Annotated in this window: 10 protein-coding genes and 1 pseudogene; 4 read left to right on the top strand and 7 right to left on the bottom strand. The window is 53.7% G+C overall.

Annotated features, from left to right (window positions below; translation table 11 throughout):
• Positions 1-3: 3 nt before the first annotated feature.
• A complete protein-coding gene (ppc, locus tag E9531_RS01405) occupies positions 4-2856 on the bottom strand; it encodes a phosphoenolpyruvate carboxylase (RefSeq protein ID WP_136571946.1) in 2853 nt (950 codons plus the stop codon).
• Positions 2857-3246: 390 nt separating this feature from the next.
• On the opposite strand from ppc, the gene E9531_RS01400 reads away from it, so the two are divergent.
• Positions 3247-3840: a nitroreductase family protein gene (locus E9531_RS01400; RefSeq protein ID WP_136571945.1), complete on the top strand. Its 594-nt coding sequence runs from the start codon at positions 3247-3249 to the stop codon at positions 3838-3840.
• 134 nt (positions 3841-3974) lie between these two features.
• Here E9531_RS01400 and uvrB read toward each other — a convergent pair whose 3' ends face one another.
• A complete protein-coding gene (uvrB, locus tag E9531_RS01395) occupies positions 3975-6053 on the bottom strand; it encodes an excinuclease ABC subunit UvrB (protein WP_136572240.1) in 2079 nt (692 codons plus the stop codon).
• A gap of 239 nt (positions 6054-6292) precedes the next feature.
• Here uvrB and E9531_RS01390 point away from each other — a divergent pair, with 239 nt between their 5' ends.
• The 3 genes and pseudogenes from E9531_RS01390 to E9531_RS17965 all read left to right on the top strand — a co-directional run.
• On the top strand, positions 6293-7270 hold the full coding sequence (locus E9531_RS01390) for a Bug family tripartite tricarboxylate transporter substrate binding protein (RefSeq protein ID WP_136571944.1): 978 nt from the start codon (positions 6293-6295) through the stop codon (positions 7268-7270).
• A gap of 209 nt (positions 7271-7479) precedes the next feature.
• Entirely contained in the window at positions 7480-8676 is a 1197-nt protein-coding gene (locus tag E9531_RS01385; protein ID WP_136571943.1) for an amino acid aminotransferase, read from the top strand.
• Positions 8677-8775: 99 nt separating this feature from the next.
• A pseudogene (locus tag E9531_RS17965) lies at positions 8776-9027 on the top strand (transposase); the annotation flags it as partial.
• Positions 9028-9243: 216 nt separating this feature from the next.
• On the opposite strand, the gene E9531_RS01380 reads toward E9531_RS17965, so the two are convergent.
• The 5 genes from E9531_RS01380 to E9531_RS01365 all read right to left on the bottom strand — a co-directional run bounded on the left by E9531_RS01380 (position 9244) and on the right by E9531_RS01365 (position 13980).
• Positions 9244-10164 (bottom strand): MBL fold metallo-hydrolase, encoded by a 921-nt coding sequence (locus tag E9531_RS01380; RefSeq protein WP_136571942.1) that lies wholly within the window; start codon positions 10162-10164, stop codon positions 9244-9246.
• A gap of 24 nt (positions 10165-10188) precedes the next feature.
• Positions 10189-11349: an outer membrane protein assembly factor BamC gene (gene bamC, locus E9531_RS01375; RefSeq protein ID WP_425293545.1), complete on the bottom strand. Its 1161-nt coding sequence runs from the start codon at positions 11347-11349 to the stop codon at positions 10189-10191.
• Positions 11350-11468: 119 nt separating this feature from the next.
• A complete protein-coding gene (gene dapA / locus E9531_RS01370) occupies positions 11469-12368 on the bottom strand; it encodes a 4-hydroxy-tetrahydrodipicolinate synthase (RefSeq protein ID WP_136571941.1) in 900 nt (299 codons plus the stop codon).
• Positions 12369-12518: 150 nt separating this feature from the next.
• Positions 12519-12653: a hypothetical protein gene (locus E9531_RS17890; protein ID WP_280177164.1), complete on the bottom strand. Its 135-nt coding sequence runs from the start codon at positions 12651-12653 to the stop codon at positions 12519-12521.
• A gap of 73 nt (positions 12654-12726) precedes the next feature.
• Complete coding sequence (locus tag E9531_RS01365) at positions 12727-13980, bottom strand: MFS transporter (protein WP_211343343.1); 1254 nt, start codon at positions 13978-13980, stop codon at positions 12727-12729.
• Between the last annotated feature and the right edge of the window lie 352 nt (positions 13981-14332).

Genomic DNA, 14332 nt, shown 5'->3' with positions numbered 1-14332 from the left:
ACATCACCCTGTATTACGCAAGGCTGCGGCAATCCCATTGATGGAAATATGGATGGCCGTTTGCACGCGCTCATCGTTTTCCCCCGCACGCCAGCGGGCCAGCAACTCCACCTGAATGTGGTGCAGCGGGTCAATGTACGGGAAGCGGTGCCGAATGGAACGCGCCAGACCGGGGTTACCTGCCAGCCGATCGGTGTTACCGGTCAGCTGCGTCAAGGCCTCTGCCGTACGGTGCCATTCCTGTGCAATCGCGTCGAACACCTGCTGGCCCAATGCAACATCGGGCACCAGTGCGCAATAGCGCTTAGCCAAGGCCAAATCGCTCTTGGCAATCACCATGTCCATATTGGAGAGTAAGGTCTGGAAAAAGGGCCATTGGCTCGCCATGTCTTTGAGCAGTTGCAGACGCACAGATCGTTCTGTATCTGCTTGGGCGCCATCCAAAAAGCTTTGTACTGCGCTGCCAAAGCCAAACCAGCCCGGCAAAGTCAAACGGCTTTGCCCCCAACCAAAGCCCCAAGGAATGGCGCGCAAGTCCTCCAATTTTTGGCCAGGTTTGCGCGATGCAGGACGCGACCCAATATTGAGCTCAGCAATTTCACGTACCGGCGTGGCATTGAAAAAGTAACTGGCAAAGTCAGGGGTCTCAAATACCAATGCACGATAAGCTTGCATACTGGCTGCAGACAATGCCTTTGCGGCATCCAGATAGCTTTGCGGCACGGGGCTGCTTTGTGGCAGCAAGGTTGCCGTCAGCGTGGCTGCCACCAGCGTTTGCAGATTGCGCCTGCCAATTTCAGGGTTGGCGTATTTTGAGGCGATGACTTCGCCTTGCTCAGTCAAGCGAATTTGCCCTCGCACGGTACCAGGCGGTTGCGCCAAAATCGCGTCATAACTTGGGCCACCGCCACGTCCTACAGCGCCACCGCGGCCATGGAACATGCGCAAGCGCACCTCTGCACCATGAATGCGTCCGATCTCAGTAAAGCACTGCACCAGCGCAGTTTCTGCAACGTACAGTTCCCAGTTGCTGGTCAGAATGCCGCCGTCTTTATTGCTATCAGAATAGCCCAGCATGATGTCTTGCTCAGCGCCTGACTGCAGCACCATACGCGCAATCCCCGGGCAGGCATAGTAATCGCGCATGATGCCGGGGGCGTTCTGCAAGTCTGCAATCGTCTCAAACAACGGCACCACAATGATATCCGAGCGCGCGCCTTGCTCCCCGTCCAAGGTGCCTTGCACCAGCCCGGCCTCTTTCATCAGCACCAGCACTTCCAGCAGATCACTGACCGTTTCTGTGTGGCTGATGATGTAGTGGCGAATTGCCCCTTGCCCATAGCGTTGCAGTACTTGGCGGGCGCTGTCAAAAATCGCCATTTCGCTGCTCGTCCAGGTGCTGTATGCGTATTGCGGCACACGCAATGGTCGCACTTCGTTGAGCAATTGCAGCAACAACGCCTGGCGCTGGGCTTCATCCAGCACACTGTAGTCAGGCGTGACCAAGGCCACCTTCAGCAACTCCGCCAACACGGCTTCATGCTGGTCTGAACTTTGACGCAAATCCAGAGTAGTCAAGTGAAAACCAAACACTTGCACTTTGCGCACCAAAGGCTTTAACCGCGCAGGCAACAAGGCTGCGCCGTGGTGTGCGCATAAAGAATCGGTAATGGTTTGCAGATCGACCAACAATTCCTGCGCATCGCTATAGGCAGGCAGCTCATGGCGCACTGTCAATGGTGCTTTGCCGCCACTGAGGTTTTGCAGCGTTGCAGCCAAACGTGCATACACCCCCGTCAACACACGGCGGTAAGGCTCGTCAGCGCGGTGTTCACTGTCATCTCCCGATGCGTCGGCCAGCGTGCGCAACGCATCACTCATGCCCGCACGGCGTTCTGACATCGACAACTCACCCCCCAACGCATGCACCTCTTGCAAATAGTGGCGCAGCGCCACTTCTGACTGGCGTTTGAGTGCATGCTGCAGTGTTTGCGCTGTCACATTGGGATTGCCATCGCGGTCGCCACCAATCCATTGCCCCATCCGAAAAAAACTTGGCAGGTGCGCATGCCCCAATTCTTCTTCCAGCGTGTCATAGAGCTTGGGAATTTCCTCTAAGAACGTTGCTTCGTAATAACTCAGGGCATTTTCAATTTCATCTTCAACCGTCAAGCGCGAATAGCGAATCAAACGGGTTTGCCATAGCTGCGTAACGCGGGCACGTAAGGCTGCTTCGTTCTGTGCCAGGCGCTGTGGCAGGCGCGCATCGGGCGTACCCAAAGCCTCATCTTGCAAGGCTGCTTGCTGCCATTGGCTGCGCACAGCCAATAACTGGGCAATGTTTTTTTCTGCATCAAGAATGCTTTTGCGCTGCACTTCAGTTGGGTGCGCAGTCAAAACAGGCGACACATACGCATGGGCCAAAGCCTGGGCCACTTGTGCAGCCTGCACACCAGCTTGCTCCAGTTCCTGCAAAGCCCCTTCAATGCTGCCGCGTGAATGCTCGCCTTGCCGTTCATGGATTTCACGCCGGCGCAGAAAGTGCCTGTCTTCAGCCAGATTGGCCAAGTGGCTGAAATACGTGAATGCACGCGCCACTGTCACTGTCTCGTCACTGGAGAGGCCATGCAGCAAATCCTGCAAACCATTTTTATTGTGGCCAAGAGCGGCCTCCTCATTGGCTTTGCGATCTGCCACCGCCAACTGGCGAATACGTTCAATCAACTCAAAGGCGGCTACGCCTTCCTGTTCTCGAATGACATCACCCAAAATGCGACCCAGCAGACGAATATCGTCCAACAAAGGCCGTTCCTTGTCAGAACTGGCCAGTCCCGTCGCAAAGACAGTTTCGCTCATGAAAATCCTTCATCGATAGAAAATAATCACCTCGCCCATGACGGCGGCAGGGCACGTCAAGCGCTTGGCATTATGCCGGGCGCAAGACGGTTTTTTGACTTTCTTCCAAACCGAAGAGCGCAGAAATACTCTACGCAGTCCACATTGCAAAATCGTGCATGCAGACAGCAATATGGCAAGGCAATCCCCCGCATAATCATTCAGAACATCAACGCGCCAACAGCGCATAGTGCCCACTTCAATACTGGTGCAGTTTATGGAACACTCTGTTGCGCTGCAAAAAAATAAGCATCGCAGTATGCTTGAGCCCAATTCAAAACGGCAGAACCGCACTAGCGCTTGCGTTCTACGCTGATCTGTATTTTTGCGCCACACAACGGAACGACCATCATGAGCAACCAAGTTATTCAAGCCCTGACAAAACGCCGCACCCAATACGCACTGGGCAAAAACGTTTCCATCTCCAATGCCGAGATTGAAAGCATCATCAAAGAGGCGGTTCGCCAAACCCCTTCTTCTTTCAATTCGCAAAGCTCGCGCGCAGTCATCTTGTTTGGCGATGCCAGCAAACAATTCTGGGATTTGACCCGCGAAGTACTGCGTGGCTTGGTTCCGGCCGAAGCCTTTGCCGCCACTGACGGCAAAATGACCGCTTTTGCCGCTGGTGTTGGCACCGTTTTGTTCTTTGAAGACCAGGACACTGTGCAGGCATTGAACGAAAAGTATCCATACGACTTCAACCTGTTCTCCGAGCATTCTGCAGGCATGACCCAGTTGGCCGTATGGACTGCACTGGCCGAAGCCAACGTCGGCGCCAGCCTGCAACACTACAACCCTGTGGTGGACGAGCAAGTTCGTGCCACATGGAACATTCCCGCAAGCTGGAAACTGCGTGCACAAATGCCTTTCGGTTCCAACGAAGCGGCATTCCCTGAAAAGACATTCATTGACGACGCCAACCGTTTCAAAACATTCGGCGCCTAAGCATTACCAGGCCATGGGTGCGCTACGCACCCACTGAACACAGCAGTCCAACTGTCCGTTTGCAATCAGCGGGCACTTGGGCTGCAATGCTATTGGCCAACCAGACAATCCTGCGACGTGAAATCACGCTTGCGCTAACCTGCTGCGCCAAACAAACGGGCCTTGAGTTGGTTGAGCTTGTCACGCAAAGCGGCGGCCTGCTCAAACTCCAAATTGCGGGCATGCTCCAGCATTTGCTTCTCGATGCGTTTGATTTCCCGCGAAGCTTCCTTCTCACTCATCTCAAGCAACTCAACCTCATAGGCTTCGTGCTGCACCTGCGCTTCTTTTTCGCGGGTCGCTTTTTCACTATAGACACCATCAATCAGATCACGCACCTGCTTTTCGATGGTGCGCGGCGTGATGCCGTACTCGGTGTTGTGGGCCATTTGTTTATCGCGACGACGCTGGGTTTCACCCATGGCCTTGCGCATGGATTCGGTGATTCGGTCGGCGTACAAGATAGCCTTGCCCTTGGCATTGCGGGCGGCCCGGCCAATGGTTTGGATCAAGCTACGCTCAGCCCGCAAAAAACCTTCCTTATCGGCATCCAAAATAGCGACCAGCGAGACTTCTGGAATATCCAAACCCTCACGCAACAGGTTAATCCCCACCAGCACGTCGAATGTGCCTAGGCGCAAATCACGGATGATTTCAACACGCTCGACGGTATCAACATCGCTGTGCAGGTAACGCACCTTGACACCGTTCTCGGTCAGGTATTCGGTCAGTTGCTCTGACATGCGTTTGGTCAGCGTAGTGATCAGCACACGGTCGCCCTGCTCAGTGCGGTCACGAATTTCCTGCAACACATCGTCCACCTGATTGGTGGCTGGGCGCACCTCCACTTCAGGGTCTAGCAAGCCGGTGGGGCGCACAATTTGCTCAACCACATTGCTGGCGTGTTCCTGCTCGTATGCTGCGGGCGTAGCCGACACGAAGACCACTTGACGCATGCGCTGCTCAAATTCAGCAAACTTCAAAGGACGGTTATCAAGGGCCGATGGCAAGCGAAAGCCATACTCCACCAATGTCATTTTGCGAGCCCGGTCGCCGTTGTACATGGCGTTGAGCTGGCCGATCATTTGATGGCTCTCGTCCAGAAACATCAACGCATCAGGCGGCAAATAGTCGGTCAGGGTAGCGGGCGGATCACCCGGTTTGGCACCAGAAAGATGGCGACTGTAGTTCTCAATCCCTTTGCAATGCCCTACTTCGCTGAGCATTTCCAGATCAAAGCGGGTGCGTTGTTCGAGCCGCTGGGCCTCAACCAACTTGCCCATGCCGTTGAGCTCACCCAAGCGTTCACGCAGTTCTTGCTTGATAGTCTCAACTGCTTGCAGCACCTTTTCACGCGGGGTCGCGTAGTGGCTGCTTGGGTAAACCACAAAACGTGGCACTTTCTGCACAATTTTGCCTGTCAGGGGATCAAACAATTGCAGGGTTTCTACTTCATCATCAAACAACTCGATGCGCAGCGCCAACTCGGAGTTCTCTGAAGGAAACACATCAATGGTGTCGCCCCGCACGCGAAAAGTACCACGCGCAAAGTCCATGTCATTTCGGGTGTACTGCATGCGCACCAACTGGGCGATCAAGTCGCGCTGATTGGCCAGACCACCATTACGCAAAATCAAGCGCATTTGCATGTAGTCTTCTGGCGCACCGATACCGTAGATGGCCGAGACAGTGGCCACAATCACCACATCGCGCCGCTCCAGCACGCTTTTGGTGGCAGACAAACGCATTTGCTCAATCTGCTCATTGATGGCGCTGTCCTTTTCAATAAAAAGGTCGCGCTGCGGCACATACGCTTCAGGCTGGTAGTAGTCGTAGTAACTGACGAAATACTCCACCGCGTTTTTTGGAAAGAACTCACGAAACTCACTATAGAGCTGCGCCGCCAGTGTTTTATTAGGCGCAAACACAATCGCAGGCCGCCCCAAACGGGCAATGGTATTGGCCATGGTGAAAGTTTTGCCTGAGCCGGTCACCCCCAACAAAGTCTGAAACACCTCACCGCTCTCAACCCCTTCGACCAAGCCTGCGATGGCCGTGGGCTGGTCCCCGGCAGGCGGATAGGGCTGAAACAGCTGGAAGGGAGAATTCTCAAACGAGACAAATTGCCCAGAGGCATCGGGCGTATCCACAGAAGTCTGGCTATCGTTCAACATGCGCAAATCGTTCAGCATTCAACAAGCAACCTGTCACTGTACCCGAAGGCTCCTTCTTTCGTGCGAACCGCAAGTGCGCAGCAACATATGCCTTCGCGTGATGTGCGGGAAATCCCTCTGATTCCAAAGACGCACGAACCAAGAGGAGACTTTTAGAATGGCCTTATCAAAAAAACGTGCACCTGCCTGCACCTGATTGAGCGGGCCATGCACACCTTGTTTATTCAGGAGACACGCGCATGCAACGATGGACACGACGCCTGGCCTTGGCCAGCGCAACGGTTTTATTGGCTTTGGCCACCCCAGCTGTTTTTGGCCAAAATTATCCCAGCAAACCAATTGAATGGGTCGTGCCTTATCCCGCAGGAGGGGGTACCGATGTGGTCGCGCGCACCTTGGCCGAAGCCATGGGCAAAGTGCTAAAACAACCCATGGTTGTAAGCAACAAACCCGGAGCAGCCACCAACATTGGGGCAGACTACACCGCACGCGCCAAACCTGATGGCTACACGCTCCTTTCGGCCGACACAGGCACCTTGGCGGCCAACCCCTACCTGTACAGCAAACTGTCATATGACGCGCAAAAAGATTTGGCCTCGGTTGGATTAACGGTGCGCTTCCCTTTGATTTTGGTCGTGCACCCTGATGTTCCAGCTCGCAATTGGCAAGAATTCCTGAAATGGGCCCAAGCCCACCAAGGCGCCGATTACGCCAGCCCAGGCGCAGGCAGTCCGCACCATCTGGCTTCCGAGCTGCTGCGTGAAAAATCAGGACTAACGTTCACGCACATCCCTTACCGTGGTGCGGCCCCTGCCGTGCAAGATGTCATTAGCGGGCAAGTACCCTTCATGTTCGTAGATACCGCCGCTGGGCAACAATTCATCCATTCAGGTCGTCTGCGTGCCATTGGCGTAGCCAGTGCCTCACGCGTGAAAAATTTCGACAACATTGCCACCTTGCAAGAACAAGGGCTTGATGGTTTTGAGGCTTATGCATGGCAAGGAATCGTCGTGCCAGCCAACACCCCAGCCGACATAGCCATGCAGTTGAACCGAGCCATGGCAGCAGTCATGCAAACGCCTGAGTTGCAAGAAAAACTCAGCAGTTTGGGTTTGGAGTCAACTCCCAGTACCCCCGCAGAAATGGATGCCTACATCCAAGCCGAACGAATCAAATGGAGTGCGGTGATTAAGGCGGCCAATATCACTCTGGACTGAAAAGCGCCCAGGCGACTTAGACGCCTGAACACTCCAAAGCCCGCATACTTTGTACAGTGTGCGCAATACACAAACTGTTGGAATTGCACCTGATGGGTGCATGGCAAGTGCAACACCAGTTCCCCACACTGGCGTGAAAGTTCTACAATCTTGCACGGCTAGGGTTTCTCCTTGGCTTTTTGTCTTTTTTAACCCATCTAGGACGTTTCATGTCATTGTTTTCCGCCGTCGAACTGGCCCCGCGCGACCCCATTTTGGGCCTGAACGAACAATTTGCCGCCGACACCAATCCCAACAAAGTGAACTTGGGCGTGGGCGTGTACTTCGACGAAAACGGCAAACTCCCTTTGCTGCAAGCGGTGCAAAAGGCGGAAGCGGCACTGCAAGCCACCCCAAAAGCCCGTGGCTATTTGCCTATCGATGGTCTGGCACCATACGACCAAGCGGTCAAAGAATTGGTGTTTGGCAAAGGCTCTGAGCCCGTCACCTCAGGCCGCGTCGCGACTATTCAGGCCATTGGCGGCACAGGCGGCCTGAAAGTCGGTGCAGACTTTTTGCACAAGCTCAACCCCAACGTCAAAGTATTGATCTCCAACCCAAGCTGGGAAAACCACCGCGCCATTTTCCAGAACGCAGGCTTTGAAGTCGACACCTATGCCTACTACGATGCCGCCAGCCGCAGCATCAACTTCGATGGCTTGTTAGCCGACCTGAATGCAGCCGCAGCAGGCACCGTCGTGGTATTGCACGCTTGTTGCCACAACCCTACAGGCTACGATCTGACTGACGCCCAATGGGACCAGATCATTGCAGTGGTTAAAGCTAAAAATCTGACTCCATTCCTCGATATGGCTTACCAAGGCTTCTCGCAAGGCTTGGCTGAAGATGGGGCCGTCGTTGGCAAGTTCGTTGCAGCTGGCCTGACTTTCTTGGTCTCCACGTCTTTCTCCAAGAGCTTCAGCCTCTACGGAGAGCGCGTTGGCGCTTTGTCTGTCGTCACCCAAGACAAAGAAGAAGCTGGCCGCGTGTTGAGCCAGTTGAAAGTAACTATCCGCACTAACTACTCCAACCCACCAACACACGGCGCAGCTGTTGTGGCCTACGTGCTGGGCAACGATGAATTGCGCGCTTTGTGGGAAAAAGAGTTGGGCGAAATGCGTGTGCGCATCAAAGCCATGCGCCAAAAGCTGGTTGACGGACTCAAAGCAGCAGGCGTCACACAAGACTTGTCCTACATCACCACCCAAGTGGGTATGTTCAGCTACTCCGGCTTGAGCAAAGAACAGATGGTGCGCTTGCGCAGTGAGTTTGGTGTGTACGGCACCGACAGTGGCCGCATCTGCGTAGCTGCATTGAATGAGAAAAACCTGGCCCACGTGGCCTCGTCAATCGCAAAAGTACTATAACGTCCAGCGCCTTCACAAACTCCCAAGCGCCTGCATGCAGGCGCTGAGACTTCTAGAAAACCCTCCCGTAAAACGGAGGGTTTCTTCGTAATAGGGTCCATGCTCAAAACCCAAAGGGCTTACCTCCAAGAGCTGGAGATGGTGACACTGGAATTCTTGAGTTCCAGCCGATCACCTAGTGCGCAAGATTCAGTGACGATCAATCTGGCGTTCATACGCAAACGATTAACCCACTTGTACTGCGCACACAACGGGTAGCCCAGCACTCGGTCCAGTACTGTTATTCAAATTGCTATTGCAGGACTACCTGTTGGCATCCCTAGTGAGCGGCAGTTGGTACGCGTAGTGCAAAATTTTTACGCTAATTTTGGCCCTGCAGGCTCGAAATCACCCTTCAAAAGGCTTTCTTGTCCGCTTTGATGTTTGGTTGAGTGCAAAACGACGAATCGCGTGCTCTACTGCATCGCTTTGACTGGCAAACATACAAGAATAAACCCCAAGTCAAAACGTGAGGCCCACCAGCAGTCTAAAGTCATGCATGCGCAGGATTTTTCAATGCCCTGTTAACTATGTCGCATAAGGGCTGCCTTCCGTGTCAGCCACTGCGCTTGTTACCACAATGGCCTCAAGCGGAGATTCTAAGATCCCTGCAATTGTTTGTTCAATCAATACCTGCGTGCTATTGCATACCGAAGAAGAAGGTAGCTCCACCCAAGGGGAACCCAGTTCTTGGCTTGCAATCGACAACACAACCTGATAACCCTGCGTGGCCTGCTGCATCCACTGCTGCACATGAGCTACCTGGTTGTTTTGCTTGCTCAGGTGCCCAGCAACAACGGCATGTAAGCCCGGGTGAATGACTTCGCGCAGCAACGCAGCCGCTGCTGCGTTCGACAAATGGCCTAAACGCCCACTGATGCGGCGCTTTAAGAATGCAGGGTAACGAGAGTTCTGCAGTAAATCAGGGTCATGATTGAACTCCAGAAGGATGGCATGGCAACCACGCACGTGGGCCAAGACATGTTCTGTCACATGCCCCAAATCTGTTAGCAATGCCAGCCGTTGCTGGTTGTGTGTAATAACCAGTTGCAGCGGCTCGCGGGAATCATGTGGCACGGTGAATGGTGTGGCACTCATATCGCCCCACAAAATGGCTTGGCCATCGTATGCAGGTTGCCACATCCCTGCACAATCGGGCTGCCCTGCACCGTGCCAAGTCCCATAACTACTCCACACAGGAATCTGCAGGCGTGCGGCTAGGTCAAAGCAAGCACCCACATGGTCTGAATGTTCATGGGTCACAAAAATAGCCTGGATATCGTTGACATCCAAGCCATCATGATGAAGATGTGCGCGCAACTGGCGCAGATTCAAGCCACAGTCAACCAGTACGCGAAAAGGCTCATTTTGTGCTGCGCATGGTGCTTCAATCAAAGTGGCATTGCCAGCACTTCCACTGGCTAGGCTGCGGAAACGAAAACTTCTCACGCACCATCAACCTGCATCGCGGTATCAACGCATATCTTCGTAAAGCAACTTGATGATGCCTTGTGCTTGACCTGCGGGCACCAGGTTTCCTGCCTCATCTTGCACCTGTACATGCGTAAGTTGGCCTTGGTTTTTCACCACCAAACGGTAACGCACTGGCGCAGGAGCAGAGGAGCCCTGACCAAAGACGCGGCCAAAGAAGCCTGGCTTCTCGCGCTCAGCATCTGGCGCAATATAGCGGACAAAGTACAGCCCTTGCGAGCGGTCACGGTCTTCTACGGTAAATCCAGTGCGGTCCAAGGCCGTGCCAACGCGGCGCCATGCCCGATCAAAGTCGTCCTGTAACTCCAATGCAGGAACGGCGTCCAACGTAACCATTCGCGCAGCAGCAAAAGTGCTTGCCGCAGATGATGGCGCTGCGCCAGCTGTAACGCTGCCACTGGCTAAACCAGCTTGCACAATGGCATTGGATTGCTCTTCGCTCACACCCAACTGCACCATCAGACGACGCAAGAATTCTGTTTCCAACTCAGGATCGGCATCGCGCGGCACCCAAATAGTGGAGTCTTGTGCACGGTTGGAGTATTCCTCCACCATGCCACGATGGGTGATGTAGATGTCTGTTCCACCATCGCTGCGGCGTTCAAGACGCGTACGGAATTTGTCACGCTCCCCTGTTGAATACAAAGAGTCGAGCACACGCCCCAAACTGTTACGAATAAAGTCTTGTGGCAGTTTGGCGCGGTTTTCTGCCCAATCGGTCTCCATGATTCCGATTGCCGCTTGATCCATCACCAAGACGAAACCGTTATCCGCCCAGAACTGTCGCACGGGTTCCCACAGCACATCAGGCGCACGCGGCACGCTGAGCCAACGTACATTGCCTTCACGATGAATTTGCACGTCTGCAACTTGGTCGCTGGCAACACGATCACCTTCACCTTGCCGGATTTGCGTAGCCAGCAAAGCATTGGCCGAAACAGCGCCGCCAGGCACGTTGTAACGGGCATCGGTACTCAGCTGCGTCAAGTCTGGAGGAACCTCCAGCGATGTGCCACGAGAAGCACTTTTGTAATCAATTTTGTCGTTTTGCAGAACCGAACAGCCCGACAAGACCGCTGCTGTTGCAGCCAGACTGAGGGTGAAAGCAGCAGATTTGGAGGACATAGGAATCAAACGTGTCATGCGAAATTATGTTGAAGAGCTGGCCCGGAGAACAGCCTATGAAACCCAACGCGAGTACAGAAAAACATAGACTCTAACGCAACAGGGCATCAGAGCCATTCTGGCCCCGCAAGTTCCCATCAAGCCAACAGCCCTAATGAGCGCAAGGCATTTTCAAGTGGCGGCTGGTATTGTGCTGCCAGTTGCGTCATGGGTTGGCGCAAAGTGGGGCCAATCAAACCAAGGCGATGCATCGCCCATTTCACTGGAATCGGGTTGGCCTCATTAAACAAAGCTTTATGCAATGGCAGCAATTGGCGTTGAATGGCATTGGCTTCACTGGCATTGCCAGCAATAGCAGCTTTGCACAACTGACTCATCAATGCAGGCGCAACGTTGGCTGTTACGCTGATATTACCGTGCCCACCGCATAGCATCAATGCAATGGCAGTTGGGTCGTCCCCAGAATAGACGGCAAAATCTTCTGGCACATCACGAATCAACCACTGTGCTCGGGCAATATCGCCTGTGGCTTCTTTGATACCAATGATGCTGGGAATTTGCGCCAAACGCAGCACAGTGTCGTGGTGCAGATCAGCAACGGAACGACCCGGCACGTTATAGAGGTACATAGGCAAATCAGGGGTTGCCTCAGCGATCGCCTTGAAGTGCAGATATTGCCCCTCTTGCGTTGGCTTGTTGTAGTACGGAACCACTTGCAACTGGCTTTGCGCCCCCACTTTTTTGGCGTATTGCGCCAAGGAAATCGCTTCTGCGGTGGAGTTGGCACCGCAGCCCGCCATGATTGGCACACGCCCCGCTGCATGTTCAACGGTCACACGGATGACTTCGTGGTGTTCGTCATGCGTCAATGTGGGGGACTCACCTGTAGTGCCTACGACGCTGATGCAGTCAGTGCCCTGTTCGATATGCCAGTCCACCAGTTTTCGCAACCCCTGGTAATCGACACGACCGTCTTCAAACATGGGAGTGACTAGGGCGACAATGCTGCCCGTTAAAGCGATTGCAGAGGATGCCATAAGAAAAATGAATTACCTGCCAAAAAGAATGCCATTCTAGTGCAGCCCAAACTGCATCTAATGCGCTTTGGGCTGCACGTCATTAAAAACCGCAGCAAGAGTTGACCGCACAGGCAGTCATTAAGTAGCAGCGGCACTATTCAGCACGATCTACCCGAAACAAGACCACAACTGCTCAGCCAACCGCACCATCAGCTCTGGACTGGTGTAGAGGAAAAAAACTGCCCCCAGTACGCCAAGCGCAAACGACAAAGCCAGCGCCTGCAAGACCAAGTTCTTATTCACAACGAATTGCCTCCATCAGACGCTGACAACAGCGCTTTAAAAACCACGTTTCGCCAACAAAACTCACTGCGCCTTACGCTATAGCTTGTGCGGGACTTTTGCGGACCAAGGGCTGCTCATTGACAGGCAAATTCACCAGGCCAGCAAAAATCCCCAACCCGATGGCAATATACCAAACGATGTCATAGCTGCCCGTGCGGTCATACAGGTAGCCTCCCAACCACACGCCCATAAAACTGCCCACTTGGTGACTGAGGAAAACCACACCTCCAAGCATGGATAAATGCCGCACACCAAAAATTTGGGCCACCGTCGCATTAGTAGGTGGCACAGTGGATAGCCACAAAGTCCCCATCACGGCCGAAAAAACATATACGCTCATAGGGCTGAGGGGAACGACCAAAAATACACTGATAACGATGGCCCTTGCAAAATAGATGAAGGACAGGATCTTGCGCCTAGGCATGGTTTGCCCCAGCCACCCCGCCACATAAGTGCCAAAGACGTTGAACAAACCAATCAAAGCCAATGCATAAGTCGCCACATGGGCAGGCAGTTGGTAATCTCTCAGGTAGCTTGGCATGTGCACACCAATAAATACCACCTGGAAACCGCAAACAAAATAACCTGCCGTGAGCAATAAGAAACTCGGTTGCGCCAACGCCTCACGCAGGGCTTGCACAATTGTCTGGTCAGCAGCATGCGCAACTGCAGGCTGGTTGGCTTGGCGGCGTTCAAAACCGGGCTCCCGCAAACCAAACGCCAACGGAATGATGGTGAGCACCAGCACTGACAGCACCACTAACGCGGCCTGCCAACCCAGAGTTCCAATCAAGCCGCCTTCAACAGGCAGCATCAAAAATTGTCCAAAAGAGCCAGCAGCAGCAGTCACCCCCATTGCCCACGAGCGCTTTTCCATCGGAATCTGCCGACCTACGACACCATACACAACGGCATACGTAGTGCCAGCCTGTGCCAAACCCAGCAACACACCTGTAAACAGGGCAAACCACAGGGGCGTTGGCGCATAAGCCATCCCCAATAAGCCTGCGCAGTAGCACAACGCCCCTGCAATCAAGACCTTGAACGCCCCCAATCGGTCGGCCACCATGCCAACAAAAACGCCAAAAAAACCCCATGCCAGATTCTGAATGGCCAATGCCAATGAGAAATCCTGCCGCGTCCAACCCATCTGAGAAGTAATCGGCTGCAACCATAAACCAAAGCCATGCCGAACCCCCATAGAGAGCGTGACAACCATGGCTCCGCAAAGCAGTACTTGCGTCATGGAAAGCGTTTTCGGCGATGGTTCGATAACAGAGGACATGAATGCATCCAAATCAGGACAGGTTGCGGCAATGCAAACACAATAAGCAGGATCACATCGAATGCATCTGCTTGAAGTTGCGGTTATTTGCGTCAGACATAAGAAGCTTGGGCATCACCTTGAATCAGGCGGCATCTTACGGATAAACAGCGCCCCGTGCAGACACCTTTCCAGCCAATACAGTTGCAAAAAACCTGAAAGCCAATGCCCTTGCGAACGCAAGCGATGGCAATGCGGGTTTACACCACCTCACGTTGGGCAAATGGCTTGCTACATTGCTGTGCTGCTAGCGCCAATTGCGACACCCCGCCATTGGCATAGATCCGTGAAAGGTGCCACCCATCTTTCCTGA

The organism is Lampropedia puyangensis (assembly GCF_004833285.1).
GTDB classification, from domain to species: domain Bacteria; phylum Pseudomonadota; class Gammaproteobacteria; order Burkholderiales; family Burkholderiaceae_C; genus Lampropedia; species Lampropedia puyangensis.
The sequence above is the reverse complement of the archived record's forward strand: the minus strand, read 5'-3'. Positions and strand labels throughout refer to the sequence as shown.